This is a genomic window from Sphingomonas sp. RS2018, assembly GCF_054489605.1.
The window spans coordinates 1-22,762 of the sequence record NZ_JBTMWL010000001.1 but is presented as its reverse complement, the minus strand read 5'-3'; the positions used below and the strand labels follow the sequence as shown (position 1 = coordinate 22,762).

Below are 22,762 nucleotides of genomic sequence, written 5' to 3'. Positions count from 1 at the left end.
AGGCACGTGCATCGCCTGCCCCATGCCGACCCACCCCCGGCCCCTCCCTTGACCAGGGAGGGGAGGGCTTTTGCTGTCCGGTGACCGGATCGCGCGGGCGGTCTCTTGACACTCCCCTCCCTGACAAGGGAGGGGGCGGGGGTGGGTTGGCCCGAGGCATGCGCATCGACCGCCCCACACCGACCCACCCCCAGCCCCTCCCTCGATCAGGGAGGGGGGAGTCTGCCGATGCCCTTGATCGCCCTGCTGCCCGGAGACGGGATCGGACCCGAAGTCGTTGCCGAGGCGCGGCGGATGCTCGATGCGCTCGATCTCGACTTCACCTATGAAGAGGGGCTGGTCGGCGGCGCGGCCTATGCGGCGACGGGGCATCCGTTGCCGCCAGAGACGCTGGCGCTGGCGGATCGCGCGGATGCGGTGCTGTTCGGGGCGGTGGGCGATACGCGGTTCGACAACCTCGAACGCGCGCTGCGGCCCGAGCAGGCGATCCTCGGGCTGCGCAAGGCGTTGAACCTCTATGCCAATCTGCGCCCGGCGAAGCTGTTTCCGGGGCTGGAGGATGCGTCCGCGCTGCGGCCCGAGGTGGCGAGCGCGATCGATCTGGTCATCGTGCGCGAGCTGACGGGCGACGTGTATTTCGGCGAGAAGGGGCGGCGCGAGACGGCGGACGGCCTGCGTCAGGGCTATGACATGATGGCCTATGACGAGGCCGAGGTGCGGCGCATCGCGCGCGTCGGGTTCGAGACGGCGCGCGGGCGGACGGGCAAGCTGTGCTCGGTCGACAAGGCCAATGTGCTCGACACCTCGCAGCTGTGGCGCGACGTGGTGATCGAGACGGCGGCGGACTATCCCGACGTCGCGCTGACCCACATGTACGTTGACAATGCCGCGATGCAGCTGGTGCGCAATCCCGGCCAGTTCGACACGATCGTGACGGGCAACCTGTTCGGCGACATATTGTCCGATCAGGCGAGCATGTGCGCGGGGTCGATCGGGATGCTGCCGTCCGCGTCGCTCTCCGACGGGGGCAAGGGGATGTACGAGCCGATCCACGGCTCCGCCCCCGACATCGCCGGCACGGGCAAGGCCAATCCGTGCGCGACGATCCTGTCGGCGGCGATGATGTTGCGCCACTCGCTCGATCGCGCCGACGTCGCCGACCGGATCGAGGGTGCGGTGATCGCGGCGCTGAAGGGCGGGGCGCGGACGTTCGATCTGGGCGGTACGCTGACGACGCGGGCGATGGGCGACGCGGTGATCGCGCGGCTGTGAGCGATTTGCTGGAGATCGCTGTTGTCGTCCCCGTCTTCAACGAGTCGGCGAACGTCGCGACGTTGGTCGCGAAGCTCGACGCGGCGCTGGCCGGGCGGCGGTGGGAAGCGATCTTCGTCGATGACGATTCGCCCGACGGTACCGCGGATGTCGCGCGGGAGCTGGGCCGGATCGATGCGCGGGTGCGGGTGATCCAGCGGATCGGGCGGCGCGGCCTGTCGTCGGCGTGTATCGAGGGGATGTGCGCGACCGCGGCGCCGGTGGTGGCGGTGATCGACGGCGATCTGCAGCATGACGAGACGCTGCTCCCGCAGATGCTCGACACGCTGGCGGGCGATGCGGCGCTCGATCTGGTGATCGGGTCGCGTTTCGTCGACGGCGGCGGGACGGGGGACTGGGACCGGGACCGGGTGGCCAAGTCGGCGTTCGCGACGCGGCTGTCGCGGCGGGTGCTGAAGGCGGAGCTGAGCGACCCGATGTCGGGGTTCTTCGCGATCCGTACCGAGCGGTTGCGCGAACTGGTGCCGGTGCTGTCGGGGATCGGGTTCAAGATCCTGCTCGACATCATGACGGCGAGCCCGCGACCGCTCGCCTTCCGCGAGCTGCCCTATACGTTCCGCGTGCGCGAGGCGGGGGAGAGCAAGCTCGATCACGTCGTGGCGATGGAGTATCTGATCGCGCTGTATGACCGGATGTTCGGCAAGGTCATCCCCGTGCGCTTCGCGATGTTCAGCGGCATCGGCGCGGCGGGGGCGGCGGTGCATCTGTCGATCGTCTGGTTCCTATACCGCGCAATCGGGACGGGCTTCATCGCGGCGACCGTGGTGGCGACGATCGTGGCGATGACGTTCAACTTCTTCCTGAACAACGCGCTGACCTATCGCGACCGGCGTCTGAAGGGGGCGAAGGTGCTGTTCGACGGGTGGGTCAGCTTCTGCCTGGTCTGCGCGGTGGGCGCGGCGGCGAACGTCGGCGTGGCGGCATTCCTGCACGACGCGCAGGACGGCGGCTGGGCGGTGTCGGCGCTGGCGGGTATCTTGGTGGCGGCGGTGTGGAATTTCGCGCTGTCTTCGCGGTTCACGTGGGGGCGGTACAAATAGGGGGGGAAGTGACCGCCTGACGTCTACCTTCTACCGCCAGCTCCCGAACCACATCCACCGATTGAACCCCTGCGCATCCGGCAGGGCGGCGGCGGAGATGATCGGGTAGAAATAGGCGAACAGCCCGATCACCGCGCAGGTGAAGAGGAAGATGGCGTCGTCGCGTCGCCCCTTCGCGCGGATGTGGAAGGCGGCGGCGATCGCGATGGCGAGCCAGATGCCGCTGAGGTGGTAATAGTAATAGAAGCCCAGGCTCTTCGGGATCGCCGCCCACATCGCGAGGCTGGCGATCCAGAGTAGCGCGATGCTGCCCGCCTTCCGGTCGCGTGTCGACCACCAGCGATCCGCCAGCCAGATCACCGCGACCAGCCCGCCCCACATCACCGCCGGATTGCCGACGTAGAGGATGCCGCGCACCGCGCCGTCGACGGGTTCGTAGAGATACCAGATCGGCCGGATCATCAGCGGCCACGTCCACCAGTCGGACTGATAGGGGTGGGGGGCGAGCACCTGCGTCTGGCGCTCGTACATCTCCCACTGGAACGGCAGCAGCCGCGCAAGCGTCAGCGGCTCCTCGGCATAGGCGAAGGCTGGAGCGAATGTCAGGAAATAGGCGAGGATGCTGACACCGCCGAGCGACAGGATCGCATTGCGCGGGCTCAATCCCGGCCAGAGGTCGGGGCGTCTGTGGCAATTCGCCAGGAAGGCGATGGCGGCAAACGCGATATAGGGCGCCGCGGTCCATTTCACCGCGGTCGCGAACCCGAGCAGCGCGGCGCCGAGCATCCAGCGCCACAGCACGTCGCGCGGGGCGCTGCGCATCGACCACAGCAGCGCGGCCACGCCCAGCGTGACGAACGCGCCCAGGAACGGCTCCAGCATCGCGATGCGTGCATGGACATAGAGCGTGATGTTCAGCATCGCGAACAGCGCGCCGTACCCCGCCGTGCGCGCCGATCCGAACAGCAGCAGCAGGATCGCAAAGACGCCCAGCACCGTCGCGGTCCCGGCCAGCGTCGACATCGCGCGCCAGCCGAGCGGCCGGTCGCCGATCGCCTGGATCCCCCAGCCGATCAGCGTCTTGCCGAGCAGCGGATGTTCGATGTTCACCGGTCGCTCCCGCGCGATCAGCGTGCGGGCGGCGGGGACGTAGTGGACCTCGTCGAACACGGGCTTCGACGGGCGCGCGACGTTGACCGAGAACAGCAACTGGGCGGCGAGCGCGATCAGCAGCGCGAGCAGGGCGGGGCGGCGGATCAGCGTCGACATCGCCCGCATGGTTGCGTCAGGCGAGTGCGTCCGGCAAGGCATATGACATGAAACGCCGTACCGGACAGGACCCGTCGATCACCCGCAACTGGCGCCCGGCGACGCGCGCCGTGCGCGGGGGCACCGCGCGCAGCGAGTTCGGGGAGACGAGCGAAGCGCTGTTTCTCACCTCGGGCTATGCCTACGACTGCGCCGGCGACGCCGCGGCGCGCTTCGCCGGCGAGCAGCAGGGCATGACCTACAGCCGACTGCAGAACCCGACGGTCGAAATGCTGGAACAGCGCATCGCCCTGATCGAGGGGGCGGAGGCGTGCCGGACGATGGCATCGGGCATGGCGGCGATGACGGCGGCGCTGCTGTGCCAGCTGGAACAGGGCGACCATGTCGTCGCGGGCCGCGCGGCGTTCGGGTCTTGCCGCTGGCTGACCGACACGCTGCTGCCGAAGTTCGGCATCGCCACGACGATCATCGATGCGCGCGACGCCGACCAGTTCGCGGCGGCGACGCAGGATAACACGAAGCTCTACTTTTTCGAGACGCCGGCCAACCCGACGATGGACGTGGTCGACCTTCGTGCGGTCTGCGGCATCGCGCGCGAGCGTGGCATTCGCACCGTCGTCGATAACGCCTTCGCCACGCCGGCGCTGCAACGTCCGATGGAGTATGGCGCGGACGTCACCGCCTATTCGGCGACGAAGATGATGGACGGGCAGGGCCGCGTGCTGGCCGGCGCGGTGTGCGGAACCGAGGATTTCATCACCAACACGCTGTTGCCCTTCACCCGCAATACCGGTCCGACGCTCAGCGCGTTCAATGCATGGGTCGTGTTGAAGGGGCTGGAGACGCTCGACCTGCGCATCCGGCGGCAGAGCGAATCGTCGCTGACGGTGGCGCGCTTCCTGGAGGGGCGCGTGCCGGAGGTGCTGCACCCCGGCCTGCCGAGCCATCCCCAGCACGCGCTCGCCATGTCGCAGATGGACATGGCCGGGTGCATCTTCGCGCTGCGGCTCGATGGCGGGCGCGCGCAGGCGCACGGCCTGCTCGATGCGCTGCAGCTGATCGACATATCGAACAATATCGGCGATTCGCGCTCGTTGATGACGCATCCGTCCTCCACCACCCATTCGGGCGTGAGCGAGGAGAAGCGGCTGGAAATGGGCGTGACCGAGGGGATGCTGCGGCTGAACATCGGGCTGGAGGATCCGCAGGACCTGATCGACGACCTCGACCAGGCATTGCAGGCGGTCGGGCTCTAGATGGACCTGCTGTTCGGCCATGCGGCGGAGACCGACGGCGTGGTCGTCCGCGTCGCCGCGAGCTATCTGGCCGACCAGTCGGAGCCGGGGCGCGGACGCTGGTTCTGGGCCTATCATATCCGGATCGAAAACGGATCGGCGCGCACCATCCAGCTGCTGACCCGCCACTGGATCATCACCGACGGCCGCGGCGCGCGCCATTCGGTAGAGGGCGAGGGCGTGATCGGCGAGCAGCCGGTGATCGCGCCGGGCGCCAGCTACGACTATGTCTCGGGCTGTCCGCTCTCCACTCCGAGCGGCACGATGCAGGGCAGCTATCGCATGATCGCCGAGGACGGCGAGCGCTTCGACGTGGCGATCCCGAAATTCGCGCTGCTGGCGCCGGCGGTGGGGGCGTGAGTGTGTCACCCTCACCCTTCCGGCGCTGCGCGCCTCCCTCCCTCTCCCAATGGGAGAGGGAAGAGGCCCGCCCGGCGCAGCCGGGTGGGAAGGGTGAGGGTGACAGAACATGAAGCGTACCCACCTTCCCCTCAACGGCCTGCGCGTGCTCGATGCCGCCGCGCGCCACCTGTCGTTCACGCGCGCGGCCGACGAGCTGGCGGTGACGCCGGCGGCCGTCGGCCAGCAGATCCGCGCGCTGGAGGATACGCTGGGCACCGTGCTGTTCCGGCGCACGACCAAGGGGCTGGAGCTGACGCCCGAGGGTGAGGCCGGGCTGGTCGCGCTGCGGTCCGCGTTCCTCCAGTTCGAGGAAGCGGTACGGGCGATGCAGGCCGGCCAGTCGTCGAAGGCGCTGACGATCGCAGCACCACGCGATATCACCGCCAAGTGGCTGATGCCGCGACTGACCGCGCTGACCGCCGCCGATCCCGACCTGCGCTTCCGCATCGTCGGCGACGAGGATGTCGACTTCGCGCAGGCGAACCTCGACCTCGCGATCCGATGGGGCGCGGGGCCGGGCGAGCATGAGGGCGAGGGACTCGAATCGGACGGGATGGTGACCGTCGCGGCGCCGGCGGGCGGGCGCGACGTCGCGATCGGCTGGCCGGGCTGTCCGGGCGAGGACGAGGCGGCGACGGTCGCGGTCGCCGATGCGGGACTCGCGGTCGACGCCGCGGCGGCGGGACTGGGCCGGGCGTGCGTGCCCGAACTGGTTGCGCGCGCCGACATCGCCGCCGGGCGCGTGGTGGTGATCGGCGAGCCGACCGCCTCCGCCCACGGCTATTGGCTGGTCGCGCCGTTGCCGCAGTGGCGGCAGAAGAAGGTGAAGGCGCTGGTCGACGCGCTTGCCCAATGATGGGGCGTCTTGATGCGTGACCTGTCCGACGTTCGCTTCGCGAGCGAACGGCTGCGGATGCGAAAACAGGCGCCCGAGGATGCCGCCGCGCTGTTCGAAGCTTACGGCGACGAAGGGCTGATGACCTGGTGGTCGAGCGGGCCGCATGCCGACATCGCCGAGACGCGCGCCTATCTGCGATCGCGCGGGCCGTCTGCGGGGTGGTGCGGATGGGTGATGGCGACGGCGCGCGATGGGCGCATCGTCGGTTCGCTCGCGGCGCACGAGACGCGGCCGGGGGTGTGCGAGATCGGCTATATGGTGCTGCGCCGCGACTGGGGCCGGGGCTTCGCGCGGGAAGGCGTCGGGCGGCTGATCGACCTGCTGTTCGCCGAAGGGGCGCGGCGGATCTATGCCGATACCGACCCGGACAACGACGCGTCGAACGGGCTGCTCCGCCGGCTGGGCTTCATGCAGGAGGGGCGGCTGCGCGCCGAATGGGAGACGCATATCGGCGTGCGCGACAGTTTGATCTGGGGGCTGCTGAAGGACGAGTGGCGGCGGTAGGGCTGCCTATTCCTCATCCTTACTTGCCTGCCCCATTTCCCTTAAGTGCTGAGCGCAGTCGAAGCACCTGACGGGAAAATGCCCTTCGACTTCGCTCAGGGCGAACGATTAGGTGATCGATCGGCACGCCGCATCACCGCGCCGCGGCGAGGTCGGCGGCGCGCTGCATCAGGGCGGCGAAGCGTGTTTCGTCGACGGGCTTCGCCGGATCGTTCCAACTGCCCGACAGCGCATACCAGCCGCCGTCCTGCGCCTGGAGCGGCCAGCTCATCGCCATCACGCCCGGCTCCGACCCGCCCTTGTAACCGATGTAGCGCCATTTGGCGGCGGTGGCGGGCGGCAGCGCGGGGTTGATCGAGAGGATCTTGCGGATGTCGGCGGCGGGGCCGGCCTCGGTGTTGCGGCGAATCCAGTCGAGCGTGCGCGCGACGTCCATCGGCGAGAAGAACCATTCGAGGCTGTCGATCCGCACCGGCTTGCCGTCCGCGAACAGGCCGGTCGCGACGATGAGCGGCGTGCGGGCGATGTCGCCGGCCAGCAGCGCGCGGCGCCCGGCGTCGTCGGCGGCGAGATATTTGTCGGCTAGCGCCGGTACCGCCTTCAGCTTGAACAACTCGCCGGTCGAGAGGAACGGGCGCGACCGCGCCGGCGCGGCGATGCCGACCGTCGTCATCATCCCCTCCACCTCGCGGCGGCCGAGCGTGTCGAGCAGGATGTCGGTGGCGCTGTTGCCGCTGACCGAGATCATCTTCGCGGCGAGATCGCGTAGCGACACCTGCGTGCCCTTCGCCGCGGTCGACCAGCCGCCGGCGGGGCGCATCGCACCGTCGAGCGTCACCATGTCCTCGAGGCGGCGCCTGCCCGCGGCGAGATCGCGGACGAGCGTGGCGAGGATGACGAGCTTGAATTCGGAGCCGATCGCGAATTGACGGTCGGCGTTGCGGGCGACCAGCGGTTCGGGCTTCGGTCCGCCTAGGCGGGTCAGGAGAAGGCCGGTGGTGCCGGGAAGTGCGGCGAGCGCGGCGTCGATCGCAGGCAGCGTCGCTTCCGCGGTCGACACGCCGACCAGCCGCAGACCAATGATCCGGTGAGGCGCCGCCGCGTCGAGCGCGATGACGAAGGATGCGGTGGCGCGTTCGTAGCGGATGTCGATCGATCCCGCGAACGGCGCGCTCGCGGTGACGGCAGCGACCGCCAGCGGCTGTCCGGCACCGGCAACGACCTGTGCGCGAACCGCGTCGAATGCCGGCTTCGGCACCTGCGCGCGAAACGTATCGGCGAACAGCGCGTCGTAATCGCCGCCGCCTTTCAGCACGGCGAGCAGGTCGTCGGCTCGGGCGCGTAGCTCGGTCGACGCCGCGGGTGCTGTGGCGGCGACGGGTGGCGTCTGGGCGAGATTAGCTGGGGTCGCGGTGGTCAGGGACAGCGCGATCAACAGGGTTTGCATAACGGTCGATCTGTTCGTTGCAATTTAGGTCGCAGATGGCGGTGTGGGCTCGGGCGTCAGGTCGAGCGACACGATCCGCCCGATCGGTGATCGTGTTGGAATGCGCGTTTCTTTTTTCGAGATTACGCCGAACACCATCGAGAATCGTTCGGTACGACGGAGCAGCGCGGGATCCGTTGCCGCATCGATCGGCGCATACCGCCGCCCGGCAAGCGCCCTATACACGCGATCTGGCCAGGTGCCGCTAACCGTATCCGTCCTGCGCAGCGTCTCGATCTCGCCGACTTTGCCGTCGCGCCCGATCTTGAACGTCACGTCGATGAACTGCGGTCGCGCCTCGCCCGTTAACTGCACGTTTCCCGACTTCGAGCCCTGCGCCTTGTCCAGCTCGATCGCCGGCGCGAATACGAGCATGGGCCGCCGAAACGGTTTGGCGGCCATACTTTCGATCTCTCGGTCGAGCGCTTTCATATCGCCGTCCAGAGCGGCAATGTGCGCCCGCAGCAGCGGCATCGCTTCCCTGAACGGTGCGAGCGCGGGATCTGTGGTCGCGTCGATCCGGGCGATGCGCTGGCGCGCGGCGCTGCGATAGGCGGGATAGGTTTTGGCTATCGCGCTATACAGCACTGCCTGGCGCAGCATCGCGGTCCCCTGGATCGCCGGCAGTTTCGCCATAACTGCCTGTCGGGCAATCTTGTCATACATTGCGGTGCCCGTGTGGATACGGCCTTGCCGCACGAATTCGTCTGCGACGAGCAGTCGTTGGGCGAGGACGCGACCATCGTCGGCGGTCAGACCGGCCTTCAAAGCGTCGAGAGAGTCGATCTGTGCGATGCGGGACGAATCCAGACGTCCATCGAATGCCGACATTCGTGCATAGGCACGTGCCAGGTCGCCGACCGGCACCGGGAGCTGTGCCGCAAACCGCATGTTGCGGCCGCGCGACTGGCCGAGCGTATGGCGGGCGCCGGCATAGTCGCCGGCGATGAATTGATTTTCCGCATGGACGAGGCTCGCCTCGATATCCTCTGCGGACGGGCATTTGCGGGCGAGGCACGCCTCCAGCTCCCGCGCCGTCTGCGCCGTGCTGCGTGCGGTGACGACGATGACCTTGTCGTTCCCTGCCGCGCCACTCTGCTGGGGCGGCGGGGCCAGAATCGAAAGCGCCAGTGCGGCCCAGCCCATCACGCGTCGATCGCCTCTTCCTCGATCCGCGCCGCATTCTCCTGAATGAAGGCGAAGCGGTGTGCGGGGTTGGTGCCCATCAGCCGGTCGACCAGATCCTTCACACCGGCGCGTTCTTCATATTCCTGCGGCAGCATGATGCGCAACATGCCGCGTGTCTTCGGGTCCATCGTGGTTTCGCGCAGCTGTGCCGGGTTCATCTCGCCCAGTCCCTTGAAGCGGGCGACGTCGACCTTCTTGCCCTTGAAGATCGTGCGTTCGATCTCGGCGCGGTGGGCGTCGTCGCGGGCGTAGAGCGACTTGGCGCCGACGGTCAGGCGGTAAAGCGGCGGCTGCGCAAGATAGACGTGCCCCTGCCGCACGATGTCGGGCATCTCCTGAAAGAAGAAGGTCATCAGCAGGGTCGCGATATGCGCCCCGTCGACATCGGCGTCGGTCATGATGACGATGCGTTCGTAGCGTAGCGTGTCCGCCCGGCAATCCTTGCGCGTGCCGCAGCCGAGCGCCTGGATCAGGTCGGCGATCTCCTGATTCGCGCCGATCTTCGCCGCGGTGGCCGACGCGACGTTCAGGATCTTGCCGCGGATCGGCAGGATCGCCTGCGTCTTGCGGTCGCGCGCCTGCTTGGCCGATCCGCCGGCGGAATCGCCCTCGACGATGAACAGTTCGGTGCCCCTGGGGTCGTCGGCCGAACAGTCGGTCAGCTTGCCGGGCAGGCGCAGCTTGCGGCCCGAGGTGGCGGTCTTGCGCTTGACCTCGCGCTCCTGCTTGCGCCGTAGGCGGTCGTCCATCCGCTCCAGCACATAGCCCAGCAGCGCGCGACCGCGGTCCATGTTGTCGCTGAGGAAATGGTCGAAATGGTCGCGGATCGCCTTTTCGACCAGGCCGGTCGCCTCGGGCGAGGTCAGCCGGTCCTTGGTCTGCGACTGGAATTGAGGATCGCGGATGAAGACGCTGAGCATCAGCTCGCTGCCGGTCATCACGTCGTCGGCGGTGATGTCCTTCGCCTTCTTCTGCCCCACCAGATCGCCGAAGCCGCGCAGGGAGCGCACCAGCGCCTGGCGCAGCCCCTGTTCATGGGTGCCGCCGTCGGGGGTCGGGATGGTGTTGCAATACCAGCTGTAGCTGCCGTCCGACCACAGCGGCCAAGCGACCGCCCATTCCACCCGGCCCTGCGCATCCGGGAAGTCCTGACGCCCGACGAAGAATTGCGCGGTGGCGCATTCACGCGCCCCGACCTGTTCCTTCAGGTGATCGGCGAGGCCGCCGGGGAACTGGAACACGGCTTCCGCTGGCGTATCGTCGGTGACGAGCGCGGGATCGCAGCGCCAGCGGATCTCGACGCCGGCGAACAGATAGGCCTTGGAGCGCGCGAGGCGGTACAGCCGTGCGGGCTTGAAGTGCATCTCCGGCCCGAAGATCTCGTCGTCTGGGGTGAAGGCGACCGAGGTCCCGCGGCGGTTGGGCGCGGCGCCGACATGTTCGAGCGGCCCGAGCGTCAGGCCTTTCGCGAACCGCTGGCGATAGAGTTGCCGGTCGCGCGCGACCTCGACCACCGTATCCTTGCTGAGCGCGTTGACGACGCTGATGCCGACGCCGTGCAGGCCGCCCGATGTCGCATAGGCCTTGCCGGCGAACTTGCCGCCCGAATGGAGCGTGGAGAGGATGACCTCCAGCGCCGACTTGTCGGGAAACTTCGGGTGTGGATCGACCGGGATACCGCGGCCGTTGTCGACGATCGTCAGGCGATTGCCCACCTCCAGCGTCATCTCGATCCGCGTGGCGTGGCCGGCGACCGCTTCGTCCATCGCGTTGTCGAGCACCTCGGCGGCGAGATGGTGGAGCGCGCGCTCGTCGGTGCCGCCGACATACATGCCGGGCCGGCGGCGGACAGGCTCCAGCCCCTCCAGCACCTCGATCGACGAGGCGTCATAATCGGTGGCCGGGGTCGGCTGGCCAGCGGCGAACAGATCGGACGACGGGGGTGGGGACATGACCGGGACTATAGGAACATCCGGGGTACGCTGCCAAGGCGGCGCAGATGTTGCCGGAATGTCACTGATTTGAATCATTGTGCGGTGCAGTGGATCGACTGCGGCCATCCGCCGTTTGCGCATCCGACATCGAACAGAACACGCAAAAGGGTCGCATCATGTTGAAGTTGAAGTACGTCGCGCTGCTGGGCGCTAGCATGGCCGTCGCCGCACCGGCGCTCGCGCAGGACACCACCGAGGGCCGCTTCAACGGCATCTACGTCGGCGCTTCGGGCGGTTACGACGTGCAGCCGAACGATCGCGACTCGCGCATCGTGTTCGATCGCAACCTCGACGGTCGCTTCGGCGACACCGTGACGACCACGACCGGCGCCAACGCCTTCTCGCCGGGCTTCTGCAACGGCGCGGCGACCGCGACCGGCAACACCGCCTGCCGCAATGACAAGGACGGCTGGACCTACAACGGCCGCATCGGTGCCGACGTGCAGTACGGCCGCATCGTCGTCGGTGCGCTGGGCGAGTTCGGCAAGAGCAACATCCGCGACAGCGTCTCGGCCTTCTCGACCACGCCCGCCCGCTACGAGATGAGCCGCAGCGTCGAGTGGGAAGCCAACGCCCGTGCCCGTCTGGGCTATGTCGCCGGCGACAGCACGTTGTTCTACGGCACCGGCGGTGTCGGCTATGCCCGCATCGAGCGCGAGTTCTTCACGAGCAACGCGCAGAACGCATTCACGGGCCGCGGCGACAAGAATCGCTGGGGCTTCGTCGGCGGCGGCGGCATCGAGCAGCAGCTGGGCGAGAGCGGCGTGTCGATCGGCGTCGAGTACACCTATCACCAGTACAACGACGGCGACTATCGCGTCCGCGCAACGCAGGGCACGGCGCCTGCCGCCACAAACCCATTCATCCTGGCGCCGAACACGGCCGGCACCGATTTCGCCCGCAGCGACGACAAGTTCCGCTGGCACAGCCTGCGCGCGACGGCGGCGTTCCGCTTCTGATCGCGACGCCCTCGGGCAAGGACGAGCGGCGGCCGGGGCGACCCGGCCGCCGTTTTCTTTTGCACGGCGTTCGGATCAGACCATGCTCGCGCGCAGGCGGAAACTCGACGTTATTCAGGACAGCGCTTTGTAACTCTGGGCTCCCGCCTACGCGGGAGCACGCCGGTGTCTTGCCTGTGACACCTCAAATCACCGCCATATCGACGCGATAGTGATGCCACGTCATGATCGCCGCCGCCCCGCGATGCGGGCGCCAGCGTTCGGCAAGCGCGCGGACCGCTTTCTCCGAAGGGCGCTCGTCATGGCCGAGGATGCGGCCGATCTCGATCTGGACGGCCAGGTCGCCCGCCGGCCAGATGTCCTGCCGGCCTTCCGCGAACAGCAGGTAGATTTCCGCCGACCAGCGTCCGATGCCCTTGACCCGCACGAGTTGCGCGATCGCTTCCTCGTCATCGGCGGGCAGGTTGTCGAGGTCGAGCCGGCCGCTGGTGATCTCGTCGGCCAGGCTGCGGGCATAGCCGGCCTTCTGCCGCGACAGGCCGGCGGCGCGGAGCTGTTCGTCGCTGGCGGCGGCGACGACCGTCGGGTCGGTCAGGTCGCCCAGCGCGGCTTCCAGCTTGTTCCACACCGATGCCGCGGCGGCGACACTCACCTGCTGCCCGATGATCGTGCGTAGCAGCGTGGCATAGCCACGCTCGCTGACGCGCGGCGGCGGATAGCCGGCACGGTCGATGGCGGCGGCGAAGCCGGGTTCGATCGCCGCCAGCGCGTCGAGCGAGGTCTTCAGCTGGTCGGCGGTCAGGCCCATCGGCGATCCTTGAATTCATGGCGGCGGCGCGGCATGGCCGGGCGCGCAACAGGAGAGTATCGGATGCCCACCCTTATCGTCACGACCCGCGAGGGGGAAGAACGCGCCGTTCAGGGCGATGCCGGCCTGTCGGTGATGGAGGTCATCCGCGACAATGGCTTCGACGAGCTGCTCGCGCTGTGCGGCGGGTGCTGTTCGTGCGCGACCTGCCACGTGTTCGTCGACCCGGCGTTCCTCGACCGCCTGCCGCCGATGACCGAGGACGAGGACGACCTGCTCGATTCGTCGAGCGACCGCAACGCGACCAGCCGGTTGTCGTGCCAGCTGCCGTTCGAGGACGCGCTGGACGGCCTGCGCGTCACGATCGCGCCGGAGGACTAGGCGTATCGACATTCAGCCCAGACGGGCCTGCAAAGCGCGGTTCTGCTGCGCTTCGGTGCTCACCTACCTGAAGTACGCTGCGCTCCGATGCTCGCAGAACCACCCTTTTCGACTCCGCCTGAACTTAATGTCGATACGCCTAGGGGCGGGGCATTACCCCGCCGCCGACGCCACCGCGTAGAGTGCGATCGCCGCAGCATTCGAGACGTTGAGGCTTTCGACCTTGTCGGTGATCGGCAGCTTCGCCAGCTGGTCGCAATGCGCTTCCGTGTTGGCGCGCATGCCTTCGCCCTCTGCGCCCAGGACCAGCGCGACCTTGCGGGTGCCGAGCGCCTGCGCCAGCGTTTCCTCGCCCGTGCCGGTCAGACCGATGCGCCAGTAGCCGGCCTCGGCGATCTCCTCCAGCGCGCGGGCGAGGTTGACGACGCGGACCCATGGCACGCTCTCCAGCGTGCCCGACGCCGAGCGCGCGAGCGCACCCGATTCGGGGGGCGCGTGCCGGTCCTGCGTGACGAGGCCGAGCGCGCCGAACGCGGCGGCCGAGCGCAGGATCGCGCCGACGTTATGCGGATCGGTGACCTGATCGAGCACGACGAGCGGGCGGTTGTCGCCGACCCCCTGTGCCAGCAGGTCGCCCAGCCAGATATCCTCCAGCGGATCGACCTCGATCACCAGCCCCTGATGCGGCGCGTCGGAGGGGACGAGGCGGGCGAGGTCGGCAGCCTCCGCCACCGTCACGACGATCTTTTCGGAAACCGGCCCCAGCGCGCGCAGCGCGTCGTGGGTGCCCCACAGCTTGCGCACCACGCGTTCCGGATTGGCGAGCGCCGCCATCACCGGGTGGCGCCCCCAGAAGCGAGGGCGCGAGGCGGATTGCTTCGAGGGCCGTTGGCCGGCGCCGCGGCGGCTCAACGCTCTTCGTCCGGATCGGTGTAGGCGAAGGGATCGGTCACCTTGGGCTGCTGCGGCAAGGCGCGCGGCAACGGCTTGTCGGCGTTCGCGGCCTGCAGCAGCATGCCCGCGAGCACGATCGACCCTTGGCGCAAATCGTCCGCCTTCATGTGATCGAACGTGTCGATCGACGAATGATGGACGCGGCTTTCGTAGTCGAGCGGATCCTGGATGAACTGGTAACCCGGGATGCCGACCTGCTGCATGAAGACGTGATCGGTGCCGCCGGTGCGGCTGATGACGACGTTGCCCGCGCCCATCGCGGCGAAGGGCGACAGCCATTCGCGGAAGACCGGCACGACGGCGGGATTGTTCTCCGCATAGAGGCCGCGCAGCTTGCCCGAGCCGTTGTCGATGTTGAAATAGGCGGCGAGCGAATCATAGCCGGGCCGCGCCGTCACCGGCCAGCGGTTCGACCAGCCGTAGAAGCGGGCCAGACCCGTCTGCGCATTGGCGCCGTTGCCGCGGGTGGCGAGGTTGCGCTCGACATAGGCGAGGCTGCCGAGCAGCCCCTGTTCCTCGCCCGCCCACAGAGCGAAGCGGATCGTGCGCTTCGGCCGGACGCCCAGCTTCGACAGGATGCGCGCGGCCTCCATCACCATGACCGACCCGGCGCCATTGTCCGACGCGCCGTCGCCCGCGACCCAGGAATCGAGGTGCGCGCCGGCCATGACGTAGCCGGCCTTCGGATCGGTACCGGGGATTTCGGCGAGGATGTTGTACGCCTGACGATCGCTGTCGTCGAAGCGGACGTCGCTGTTGATCTCCAGCGTCGGTGCCTGGCCCATCTTGGCGAGGCGCGCGAGGCGGCGGTAATCCTCTGCGGCGATCTGCACGCCCGGCAGCGCCGGCGTGTCGCCCGCGCCGAACAGATAGCCCTCACCGTGGACCAGCTTGCCGTCGCGGTAGCTCTGCGTCGCATAGGCGACCGCGCCCTCGGCCTTCAGGAAGGCGTCGAGCTTCTTGGCGAAGTCGAGCCGCTTGATGCGGCGGTCCGACCCTTCCGGATCGTAGCGCGGCTGGCGGAAGGTATCGAGCTTGGCGATGTCGTCGCCCGACAGGCGCTCGAACGGCGCCTCGCTCGGCTCGGAGCCCTGGCTGGGGAGCGAGATCATCACGATCTTGCCGCGCAGCTGCCCGCGCCATTTGTCGAAATGCCGCTCCGCACTGATCGGCGCGACGATGACGGGCGCGCTGATCGGGCCGTTGGTGGCGGGCGTCCAGGCGATCGGGATCGCGGTCAGCTGGATCGGGCGGGGCGTGACCATGCGCACGCTCGACGACACGATCGACCAGCCGCGGCCGAAGTCGAACCCCTCCTTGTGGATGTTCTTCAGGCCCCAGTCGCGGAACTTGTCCTGCGTCCACGCTTCCGCCTTGCGCATCCCCGGCGAGTTGGTGAGGCGCGAACCGATCACGTCCATCATATATTGTGCGGTGACGACCGCCTCGGACTGGTTCGTGCCCTCGTCGATGATGCGGTTGATCTGCGCGCGGTCGACGGTCTGCGCGGTGGCAGGCGTCGCGAGCGCGATGACGGAGGCGGCGAGAAGGAGGTGGCGCATCGATGTCCCCTGACGATAGCGTGGATGAAGACACTGCTATTGGGCGCGCACGGTATGGGCAAGGGGCGCGGGCGGGCAGGACGGTAATTGACAGCGCGGGTGCGCTTGGGCATTGGGCGCCCTCGCTTCCGTTCAGGAGGCGGACCGTTCGCGTGCCCACGATGCGGACGACGACCCTGGGGACAGGTGGCCGAGTGGTTAAAGGCAGCAGACTGTAAATCTGCCCGTGCAAGCGTACGCTGGTTCGAATCCAGCCCTGTCCACCATCCTTCCCGACGATGTTCGATATGCCCGCGACGCCGCTCCTATCGGCGACATTCAAGATTTCAGTTGAGCGTGAATGTTGAGAAAGTTGAGACGTGCGGCGGCGTGCGTGCGAGAGTACACGGCTTCGCAGGTATGGAGCGACGTTTCGGCCATGCCCGGATCACAGCAGATCATAGCCGTGTAGGACAGCCACCCCGGCGATACGAACCCGCCATCAGCCGCGATGGTGGATCAGGCGGGCTTGGCTCCCGGCGTGCCGCATTTCGCGAACTTGCCGTTCAGCTTGCAGCGGACCGGCTTCTTGTCCGGGCATTTGATGAACTTGCCCTTCGCGTCCTTGCATGGGGCGGCAAGGGCGGCGGGCGCGCCGGCGATGAGGGCAAGGCCGGCGGCGGCGAGGATCAGGTGGCGCATGGAGTGCTCCCGGAGTTGGTAGGGGGAGGATGCGCCGGTCTGGCATGGGGTGCAAGGGATGGGAGAGCGCCGCTCCGGGAGTGGGGAGCGTGGATGGCGGGTGGCGCCGCGGCGGAGCCGCGTCGTCGGTCCTCGGCGGGACCGAGGCCGGCCGGGCCTTCGCTAATCGCGAATTAGCTCCGCTAATTCTTGGCGAAGGCTGGAGCGGGTAGCGGGAATCGAACCCGCGTATTCAGCTTGGAAGGCTGCTGCACTACCATTGTGCTATACCCGCATCGCGGCCCGGTTAGCGCGGGGCGCGGGGCGGTTCAAGTCGCCAGTCATCTTCGGCCTCCATTGCATCCGCCGCGTTTCCGAATAAAGCCCCGCCGCTATGGCGCGCATCCAGACACCCCAACGCATTCGTGGCACGCAGGACATCTTCGGCGAAGAGCAGCGTCGCTTCGCGCATGTCGTCGACGCGTTCGAGCGCGTGCGGCGGCTCTATTGCTTCGACCGGGTCGAGGTGCCGATCTTCGAGGATACGCAGGTGTTCGCGCGGTCGATCGGTGAGACCACCGACGTGGTGTCGAAGGAAATGTACACCTTCCCCGACCGCGGCGGCGATTCGCTGACGCTGCGTCCCGAGTTCACCGCCGGCATCGCGCGGGCGTTCATCGGCAACGGGTGGCAGCAGCATGCGCCGATGAAGCTGGCGACCAGCGGCCCCGTCTTCCGCTACGAACGCCCGCAGAAGGGACGGTATCGGCAGTTCCACCAGATCGACGCCGAGATATTGGGCGCGGCGGAGCCGGCGGCGGACGTCGAGCTGCTGGCGTTCGCTGACCAGCTGCTGAAGGAACTGGGCATCGAGGGCGTGACGCTCCAGCTCAACACGCTGGGCGATGCGGCGACGCGCGATGCGTGGCGCGCGGCGCTGGTCGAGCATTTCCAGGGCGCGCGCGGCGACCTGTCCGAGGACAGTCTGGCGCGACTGGACAAGAATCCGCTGCGTATTCTCGATTCGAAGGATCCGCGCGACCGGCCGATCGCCGACAGCGCGCCGGGGATCGACGGGTTCCTGACCAGCGAGGCGAGCGATTTCTTCGGCGCCGTGACGGCGGGTCTGGATGCGGCGGGGGTCGCGTGGACGCGCAACGACCGGCTGGTGCGCGGACTCGACTATTATCGCCACACCGCGTTCGAGTTCGTGACCGACCGGCTGGGTGCGCAGGGGACGGTGCTGGCGGGCGGACGCTATGACGGGCTGGTCGAGAGCCTGGGCGGCGCGCCGACGCCGGGGGTTGGCTGGGCGGCGGGGGTCGAGCGTTTGGCGATGCTGGTGGCGGAGCCGGCGGGGCCAGATATCGAGATCGTCGTGATCCCAGCAGATGCATCTGCGTTGGATGTGGCAACAAGCCTCGCGGCGAGCCTGCGCCGTTCTGGCATTAACGTAGATATGGCCTACCGCGGCAACCTAAAGCGTAGATTGTCCAAAGCCGACGCTCAAAATGCGTATATGGCTATCATCGTCGGCTCGAGCGAAGTCGAAAGCCAGTCATATACGCTAAAGCTGCTGCGTGACGGTGGGCAATTATCTATTCCTCAGCGAAAGTTTGCTGACGTGCAGCGCGCCGTGCGGGAAAACGCATGGAAGCAGAATAAGGGCGCTTCTGTCGGCACAATGCTGATTGATGCCTTGCGCATCGGCGATAGTGAATGACCCGCATCCCCGCCGACCGCATCCGCCAGATCGAAGCGCGGCGTGACGAATTGTCGGCGCTGATGGCGTCGGGCGAATTGTCGGGCGAGCGCTTCGTCGCGGTGTCGAAGGAATATGCCGAGGTCGAGCCGGTCGCGGTGGCGGCCGCCGAGGTGCGGCGGCTGCGCGCCGAGGGTGAATCGCTCGCGTTCATGGCGCAGGACGGTGATGCCGAGCTGCGCGCGATGGCGGTCGAGGAGATGCGCGACAATGCGGCGGCGCTGGAGGGGGCGGAACGCTCGCTCGCGCTGTCGCTGCTGCCGCGCGATGCCGCCGACGCGCGCCCGGCGATGCTCGAGATCCGCGCCGGCACCGGCGGGGACGAGGCGGCGCTGTTCGCGGGCGACCTGATGCGGATGTACCAGCGCTATGCCGACGGACAGGGCTGGCGGGTCGAGCTGATCTCCGCCTCCGCCAGCGATGCGGGCGGCTACAAGGAGGTCGTCGCGTCGGTGACGGGGACCGGCGTGTTCGCGAAGCTGAAGTTCGAAAGCGGCGTCCACCGCGTGCAGCGCGTGCCCGCGACCGAGAGCGGCGGGCGCATCCACACCTCCGCCGCGACGGTCGCGGTGCTGCCCGAGGCCGAGGATATCGACGTCCATATCGACGAGGCGCGCGACCTGCGCATCGACGTGTACCGGTCGTCGGGACCGGGCGGCCAGTCGGTCAACACCACTGATTCGGCGGTGCGGATCACGCATCTTCCGACCGGGCTGGTCGTCATCCAGCAGGACGAGAAGTCGCAGCACAAGAACAAGGCCAAGGCGCTGAAGGTGCTGCGCACGCGGCTCTATGAGGCGGAGCGCGAGCGGCTGGCGGCCGAGCGATCGGGCACGCGCAAGGCGATGGTGGGATCCGGCGACCGGTCCGAACGCATCCGCACCTATAATTTCCCGCAGGGGCGGGTGACCGATCACCGCATCAACCTGACGCTGCACCGCCTGCCGGAGATACTGGAGGGCGAGATGGGCGAGCTGATCGCGGCGCTGTCCTCGCAGGACGAGGCGGACCGGCTGGCGGCGTTGAATGACTGATGGCGATAAGCCCTCTCCCCCCTGGGGAGAGGGTTTGGGAGACGGGCAGGCCGGGGACGTCGATCTCGGTGAGACACCGCCCCCTCTCCCAACCCTCTCCCCGAGGGGAGAGGGCTATTCCGTGCTGCACGCCCTTGCCCACGCCGCCATCCGCATAACTTCCGACACCCCCCGCCTCGATGCCGAACTGCTGATGGCGCATGCGCTGGGCGTCTCTCGCGATGTGATGCTGCTGTCGCGGCTCGACGATCCCACGCCCGCCGGGTTCGCGGTGCTGGTCGAGCGGCGGCTGGCGCAGGAGCCCGTCGCGTACATCACCGGCACGCGCGGGTTCTGGACGATCGAGCTGTCGGTCGGGCCGGGGGTGCTGGTGCCGCGCGCGGACAGCGAGACACTGATCGAGGCGGCGGTGGCGCATTTCGCGGGGACGGCAGGGCCGCAGTCGGTGCTGGACCTGGGGACGGGATCGGGCGCGCTGCTGCTGGCGGCGCTGGACGAATGGCCGGCGGCGGTGGGGATCGGCATCGACGCCTCCAACGATGCGATCGACATCGCGCGGGAGAATGTGCGGCGGCTGGGTTTCACCGCGCGCGCGACGATATTGCATGGCGACTGGACCGGACATGGCGGGCCGCACGACCTGATCCTGTGCAACCCGCCTTATATAGAGTGTGACGCCGTGCTGCCCGCGCAAGTGCGGGACTGGGAGCCGGCGTCGGCGCTGTTCGCAGGCACGGACGGGCTCGACGATTACCGCGGACTCGCGCCGGTGCTGCGCGCGCAGCTGGCTCCGGGGGGGGTGGCGTGCGTCGAGATCGGGTCGACGCAGGCGGATAGCGCGGGTGCGTTGTTCGCGGCGGCGGGCTTTGCGGTGGCGGTGCGGCGGGATCTGGCGGGGCATCCGCGCTGCCTCGTCCTGACGTGATGCGTCACGCGATATAAGGACTTGGCGTCATGTGCTGCACCCGCTAAGGGTCGGGCGGGCAGGCGCCGCCAATCCGACAGCGGACCGGCGCCGACCCGATCACGCTACAGAGCCGCTGAATGTCGCGCGGCCAAGGCGGGGCGATCCGCGGCGGTGCCGGGGACACGCCCGGGGGATGTCACACGTCGCACGGCTGCTCATGATGTTCGCGCCCGGCGATGCCAGAACAGGACAGGACCGATCACGTTGATGAACAATCGTCAGGCCGGCCGCCGTCGCGGACGTGGCGGCCAGCGCCCGGGGGGCAACCCCGGCCGCACGGATAACGGCAATCGTATAGACAATCGTGCGCGCGGCAATGCCGCCCAGTTGCTCGAGAAATACAAGAGCCTCGCCTCCGACGCGCAACGCAGCGGCGACCGGGTGACCACCGAATATTATCTGCAGTTCGCCGACCATTATTTCCGCGTGCTGAGCGAAAGCCGCGCGCGGATGGAGGAGAACCAGCAGGGCCAGGGCCGGCGCCATCATTCCGAGGAGGATGACGGCGACGACTTCGGCTTCGAAGGCGAGATCGGCTCGCCGGCGAACTTCGGGCAGCAGTCGAACCGCAACGACAGCCGCAACGACGACGGCGACGAGGACGGCAACGTCCGCGAGGAACGGCGCCCGCGCCGCGACCGCGAACAGCGCCCGCCCCGCGCCGAGGCCCGCAGCGACAACCGCAACGATGCGGATGACGAGCGTCGCGCGCAGCGTAACGGCAACAGCAATGGCAACGCCGCCTATGTGCGCGGCGATGCCGGCGAGGATGCCGAGCGGCGGCCGCGTCGGAGCGAAGGCAATCCGCCCCGTAGCGAGAACCGCGCCGAGAACCGTTCCGATGTGGGCGAGGACGGCGATCGTCGTCCGGCGCGAAGCTACGCCCGGCCCGAGACGACGGACGAGGATCGTCCGGCTCCCGCGAACGACGAGGTCCAGGCCGAGCGTCCGCGCCGTGGCCGTCCGCGCCGTGCTGCCCCGGTCGAGGTTGAAAGTGACGACAGCGGCTTCGACGCCACCGTCCTGCCGCCCTCCATCGCACCGGTCGCAGCGGCGAGCGACGACGAGACGCCGGCCGAGCGCCCGCGCCGCGGCCGTCCGCGCCGGGTGCGCACCGACGACGAGGCGGTTCCGCCGGCCGCCTGATCGGTCGACGACGTTATAGAAGGGGCCGGTTCCGCCAGTGTGGGACCGGCCCTTTTCGTTTGCGGCTATCGCTCGCGGTCGCGCCAGGCGGGGGCGTCGGCATTGAGATCGGCGCGCTCGACCGCCTCGTCGTGACCGCTGCCCGAACTCATGAACATGAGCCCCATCAGCGCGGCGGCGAGCAGGATCGATAGGCCGACGCCCAGCGCGGTCGCGATCGCCATGTGGATGGGGAGCGGCCCGACCATATGCCACAGCAGCGCCACCGCCCCGATCGCGGCCAGCGCCGACGCCAGCGCCATCCACCGCATGATCCGCCGGAACCGCGCCCAAACGAACGCCGCATGAGCGGGATCGTCGAGCGGACCGGCGCGATCATGGCTGGGCTTCGTCATGGCACTTTCCATTGTCGGCGGATGGTGGGATGTTCAACGCCGGAGACGCCCCGGAGGGCGCGCATAGGGAGAGAAGGCGATGACGATCGCGGCCATCCTGAAGGGCAAGGGCACCGACGTGGCGACCATCCACGCCGATGCGACGGTGGGCGAGGCGGTGACGCTGCTCGCCACGCGCGGCATCGGCGCGGTGCCGGTGATCGACGGCGACCGCGTCGTCGGCATGTTTTCCGAACGCGATGTGATCGGCTGCCTGACCGAACATGGCGGCAAGGCGCTGGACGGCCCGGTCCGCGCGGCGATGACGGCGCCGGCGCATATGGTGGCGCCCGACCAGCCCGTGCTGGGCGCGCTGTCGGTAATGACGCAGCGACGGATCCGCCATTTGCCGGTGCTCGTGGATGGCGAGCTCGGCGGGATCGTCTCGATCGGCGATCTCGTGAAGTTCCGTATCGACCGGATCGAGGCGGAGGCTTCGGCGCTGCGCGACTATATCCAGCAGGCGTAGGGGCGGTTCCTCCAGGAACGGATGTCGCAACGCGGCGATCTTGGATCGGGTCGGATGGCGATTCACCCTCGAAACAGCTGAATCGGAGGGCTGATTCGGCCTGATTCGGTTCCGGCATCTGGAGCGAGGCGGCATCAGCGCCGGATAAAATCATTTATTTCCAGGTTGTTACGAACAACCTGACACAAATCTGCAAAAACTGTTTGACCGTTTTGGAG

The 22,762-nt window shown here is 68.2% G+C and carries 22 protein-coding genes and 2 tRNA genes; 14 read left to right on the top strand and 10 right to left on the bottom strand.

Features of this window, described 5'->3' with window-relative positions; all coding sequences use genetic code 11:
• Positions 1-228: 228 nt before the first annotated feature.
• Positions 229-1,272 carry a 3-isopropylmalate dehydrogenase gene (leuB, locus tag ACX40P_RS00120; protein ID WP_459124277.1) on the top strand — a complete coding sequence of 348 codons (1,044 nt, stop codon included), beginning with the start codon at positions 229-231 and terminating at the stop codon, positions 1,270-1,272.
• Entirely contained in the window at positions 1,269-2,372 is a 1,104-nt protein-coding gene (locus tag ACX40P_RS00115; RefSeq protein WP_459124276.1) for a glycosyltransferase family 2 protein, read from the top strand. The genes leuB and ACX40P_RS00115 overlap by 4 nt, the downstream gene beginning before the upstream one ends.
• A 30-nt stretch (positions 2,373-2,402) precedes the next feature.
• Here the strand turns inward: ACX40P_RS00115 and ACX40P_RS00110 are convergent, their stop codons facing one another.
• On the bottom strand, positions 2,403-3,641 hold the full coding sequence (locus ACX40P_RS00110) for a phospholipid carrier-dependent glycosyltransferase (RefSeq protein ID WP_459124275.1): 1,239 nt from the start codon (positions 3,639-3,641) through the stop codon (positions 2,403-2,405).
• Between the two features lie 47 nt (positions 3,642-3,688).
• Here ACX40P_RS00110 and ACX40P_RS00105 point away from each other — a divergent pair, with 47 nt between their 5' ends.
• From ACX40P_RS00105 to ACX40P_RS00090, 4 genes are all read left to right on the top strand, one after another.
• Entirely contained in the window at positions 3,689-4,897 is a 1,209-nt protein-coding gene (locus ACX40P_RS00105) for a trans-sulfuration enzyme family protein (RefSeq protein WP_459124274.1), read from the top strand.
• A complete protein-coding gene (gene apaG, locus ACX40P_RS00100; protein WP_459124273.1) occupies positions 4,898-5,296 on the top strand; it encodes a Co2+/Mg2+ efflux protein ApaG in 399 nt (132 codons plus the stop codon).
• A gap of 109 nt (positions 5,297-5,405) precedes the next feature.
• The gene (locus tag ACX40P_RS00095; RefSeq protein ID WP_459124272.1) at positions 5,406-6,194 is read left to right on the top strand and encodes a LysR family transcriptional regulator; all 789 of its coding nucleotides are present in this window, start codon (positions 5,406-5,408) and stop codon (positions 6,192-6,194) included.
• Positions 6,195-6,206: 12 nt separating this feature from the next.
• Entirely contained in the window at positions 6,207-6,740 is a 534-nt protein-coding gene (locus tag ACX40P_RS00090; protein WP_459124271.1) for a GNAT family N-acetyltransferase, read from the top strand.
• 133 nt (positions 6,741-6,873) lie between these two features.
• On the opposite strand, the gene ACX40P_RS00085 is transcribed toward ACX40P_RS00090, so the two are convergent.
• From ACX40P_RS00085 to parE, 3 genes are read right to left on the bottom strand one after another with little or no spacing between them, the layout of a single operon-like run.
• Positions 6,874-8,175, bottom strand: coding sequence for a serine hydrolase (locus ACX40P_RS00085; RefSeq protein ID WP_459124270.1), 1,302 nt, complete (start codon positions 8,173-8,175; stop codon positions 6,874-6,876).
• A 36-nt stretch (positions 8,176-8,211) separates the two neighbouring features.
• Positions 8,212-9,375 carry a hypothetical protein gene (locus ACX40P_RS00080; protein ID WP_459124269.1) on the bottom strand — a complete coding sequence of 388 codons (1,164 nt, stop codon included), beginning with the start codon at positions 9,373-9,375 and terminating at the stop codon, positions 8,212-8,214.
• On the bottom strand, positions 9,372-11,366 hold the full coding sequence (gene parE, locus ACX40P_RS00075; RefSeq protein WP_459124268.1) for a DNA topoisomerase IV subunit B: 1,995 nt from the start codon (positions 11,364-11,366) through the stop codon (positions 9,372-9,374). Before parE ends, ACX40P_RS00080 begins: the two co-directional genes overlap by 4 nt.
• A gap of 158 nt (positions 11,367-11,524) precedes the next feature.
• Between parE and ACX40P_RS00070 the strand changes: the two genes are divergently transcribed.
• Positions 11,525-12,367 (top strand): outer membrane protein, encoded by an 843-nt coding sequence (locus tag ACX40P_RS00070; protein ID WP_459124267.1) that lies wholly within the window; start codon positions 11,525-11,527, stop codon positions 12,365-12,367.
• A 184-nt stretch (positions 12,368-12,551) separates the two neighbouring features.
• Here ACX40P_RS00070 and ACX40P_RS00065 read toward each other — a convergent pair whose 3' ends face one another.
• The gene (locus ACX40P_RS00065) at positions 12,552-13,175 is read right to left on the bottom strand and encodes a DNA-3-methyladenine glycosylase family protein (RefSeq protein ID WP_459124266.1); all 624 of its coding nucleotides are present in this window, start codon (positions 13,173-13,175) and stop codon (positions 12,552-12,554) included.
• Positions 13,176-13,238: 63 nt separating this feature from the next.
• On the opposite strand from ACX40P_RS00065, the gene ACX40P_RS00060 reads away from it, so the two are divergent.
• Positions 13,239-13,556, top strand: coding sequence for a 2Fe-2S iron-sulfur cluster-binding protein (locus ACX40P_RS00060; RefSeq protein WP_459124265.1), 318 nt, complete (start codon positions 13,239-13,241; stop codon positions 13,554-13,556).
• 153 nt (positions 13,557-13,709) lie between these two features.
• Here ACX40P_RS00060 and rlmB read toward each other — a convergent pair whose 3' ends face one another.
• Together rlmB and ACX40P_RS00050 are read right to left on the bottom strand one after the other, a co-directional pair.
• Positions 13,710-14,468 (bottom strand): 23S rRNA (guanosine(2251)-2'-O)-methyltransferase RlmB, encoded by a 759-nt coding sequence (rlmB, locus tag ACX40P_RS00055; protein WP_459124264.1) that lies wholly within the window; start codon positions 14,466-14,468, stop codon positions 13,710-13,712.
• A complete protein-coding gene (locus ACX40P_RS00050; RefSeq protein ID WP_459124263.1) occupies positions 14,465-16,072 on the bottom strand; it encodes a M20/M25/M40 family metallo-hydrolase in 1,608 nt (535 codons plus the stop codon). Before ACX40P_RS00050 ends, rlmB begins: the two co-directional genes overlap by 4 nt.
• Before the next feature lie 180 nt (positions 16,073-16,252).
• On the opposite strand from ACX40P_RS00050, the gene ACX40P_RS00045 reads away from it, so the two are divergent.
• Positions 16,253-16,338, top strand: a tRNA-Tyr gene (locus tag ACX40P_RS00045).
• A gap of 232 nt (positions 16,339-16,570) precedes the next feature.
• On the opposite strand, the gene ACX40P_RS00040 is transcribed toward ACX40P_RS00045, so the two are convergent.
• Positions 16,571-16,753, bottom strand: a complete 183-nt coding sequence (locus tag ACX40P_RS00040) for a hypothetical protein (RefSeq protein ID WP_459124262.1) — start codon at positions 16,751-16,753, stop codon at positions 16,571-16,573.
• A 200-nt stretch (positions 16,754-16,953) separates the two neighbouring features.
• Positions 16,954-17,027: transfer RNA gene (locus tag ACX40P_RS00035), tRNA-Gly, on the bottom strand.
• A 99-nt stretch (positions 17,028-17,126) separates the two neighbouring features.
• On the opposite strand from ACX40P_RS00035, the gene hisS reads away from it, so the two are divergent.
• The 4 genes from hisS to ACX40P_RS00015 all read left to right on the top strand — a co-directional run bounded on the left by hisS (position 17,127) and on the right by ACX40P_RS00015 (position 21,641).
• Positions 17,127-18,455 carry a histidine--tRNA ligase gene (hisS, locus tag ACX40P_RS00030; protein ID WP_459124261.1) on the top strand — a complete coding sequence of 443 codons (1,329 nt, stop codon included), beginning with the start codon at positions 17,127-17,129 and terminating at the stop codon, positions 18,453-18,455.
• Positions 18,452-19,528, top strand: coding sequence for a peptide chain release factor 1 (prfA, locus tag ACX40P_RS00025; protein WP_459124260.1), 1,077 nt, complete (start codon positions 18,452-18,454; stop codon positions 19,526-19,528). The genes hisS and prfA overlap by 4 nt, the downstream gene beginning before the upstream one ends.
• Positions 19,529-19,649: 121 nt before the next feature.
• A complete protein-coding gene (gene prmC / locus ACX40P_RS00020) occupies positions 19,650-20,453 on the top strand; it encodes a peptide chain release factor N(5)-glutamine methyltransferase (RefSeq protein ID WP_459124259.1) in 804 nt (267 codons plus the stop codon).
• 249 nt (positions 20,454-20,702) lie between these two features.
• Positions 20,703-21,641, top strand: a complete 939-nt coding sequence (locus ACX40P_RS00015) for a DUF4167 domain-containing protein (RefSeq protein WP_459124258.1) — start codon at positions 20,703-20,705, stop codon at positions 21,639-21,641.
• Positions 21,642-21,706: 65 nt separating this feature from the next.
• Here ACX40P_RS00015 and ACX40P_RS00010 read toward each other — a convergent pair whose 3' ends face one another.
• Positions 21,707-22,036 (bottom strand): hypothetical protein, encoded by a 330-nt coding sequence (locus tag ACX40P_RS00010; protein WP_459124257.1) that lies wholly within the window; start codon positions 22,034-22,036, stop codon positions 21,707-21,709.
• A 79-nt stretch (positions 22,037-22,115) separates the two neighbouring features.
• Here ACX40P_RS00010 and ACX40P_RS00005 point away from each other — a divergent pair, with 79 nt between their 5' ends.
• Positions 22,116-22,544: a CBS domain-containing protein gene (locus ACX40P_RS00005; protein WP_459124256.1), complete on the top strand. Its 429-nt coding sequence runs from the start codon at positions 22,116-22,118 to the stop codon at positions 22,542-22,544.
• The last annotated feature ends 218 nt before the right edge of the window (positions 22,545-22,762 follow it).

Bases quoted from the DNA above. Each gene is read 5' to 3' on its own strand.
- leuB (WP_459124277.1), top strand. From the start codon at position 229: ATGCCCTTGATCGCCCTGCTGCCCGGAGACGGGATCGGACCCGAAGTC.
- ACX40P_RS00110 (WP_459124275.1), bottom strand. From the start codon at position 3,641: ATGTCGACGCTGATCCGCCGCCCCGCCCTGCTCGCGCTGCTGATCGCG.
- ACX40P_RS00105 (WP_459124274.1), top strand. From the start codon at position 3,689: ATGAAACGCCGTACCGGACAGGACCCGTCGATCACCCGCAACTGGCGC.
- apaG (WP_459124273.1), top strand. From the start codon at position 4,898: ATGGACCTGCTGTTCGGCCATGCGGCGGAGACCGACGGCGTGGTCGTC.
- ACX40P_RS00095 (WP_459124272.1), top strand. From the start codon at position 5,406: ATGAAGCGTACCCACCTTCCCCTCAACGGCCTGCGCGTGCTCGATGCC.
- ACX40P_RS00090 (WP_459124271.1), top strand. From the start codon at position 6,207: ATGCGTGACCTGTCCGACGTTCGCTTCGCGAGCGAACGGCTGCGGATG.
- parE (WP_459124268.1), bottom strand. From the start codon at position 11,366: ATGTCCCCACCCCCGTCGTCCGATCTGTTCGCCGCTGGCCAGCCGACC.
- ACX40P_RS00070 (WP_459124267.1), top strand. From the start codon at position 11,525: ATGTTGAAGTTGAAGTACGTCGCGCTGCTGGGCGCTAGCATGGCCGTC.
- ACX40P_RS00065 (WP_459124266.1), bottom strand. From the start codon at position 13,175: ATGGGCCTGACCGCCGACCAGCTGAAGACCTCGCTCGACGCGCTGGCG.
- ACX40P_RS00060 (WP_459124265.1), top strand. From the start codon at position 13,239: ATGCCCACCCTTATCGTCACGACCCGCGAGGGGGAAGAACGCGCCGTT.
- ACX40P_RS00050 (WP_459124263.1), bottom strand. From the start codon at position 16,072: ATGCGCCACCTCCTTCTCGCCGCCTCCGTCATCGCGCTCGCGACGCCT.
- ACX40P_RS00040 (WP_459124262.1), bottom strand. From the start codon at position 16,753: ATGCGCCACCTGATCCTCGCCGCCGCCGGCCTTGCCCTCATCGCCGGC.
- hisS (WP_459124261.1), top strand. From the start codon at position 17,127: ATGGCGCGCATCCAGACACCCCAACGCATTCGTGGCACGCAGGACATC.
- prfA (WP_459124260.1), top strand. From the start codon at position 18,452: ATGACCCGCATCCCCGCCGACCGCATCCGCCAGATCGAAGCGCGGCGT.
- ACX40P_RS00015 (WP_459124258.1), top strand. From the start codon at position 20,703: ATGAACAATCGTCAGGCCGGCCGCCGTCGCGGACGTGGCGGCCAGCGC.
- ACX40P_RS00010 (WP_459124257.1), bottom strand. From the start codon at position 22,036: ATGACGAAGCCCAGCCATGATCGCGCCGGTCCGCTCGACGATCCCGCT.
- ACX40P_RS00005 (WP_459124256.1), top strand. From the start codon at position 22,116: ATGACGATCGCGGCCATCCTGAAGGGCAAGGGCACCGACGTGGCGACC.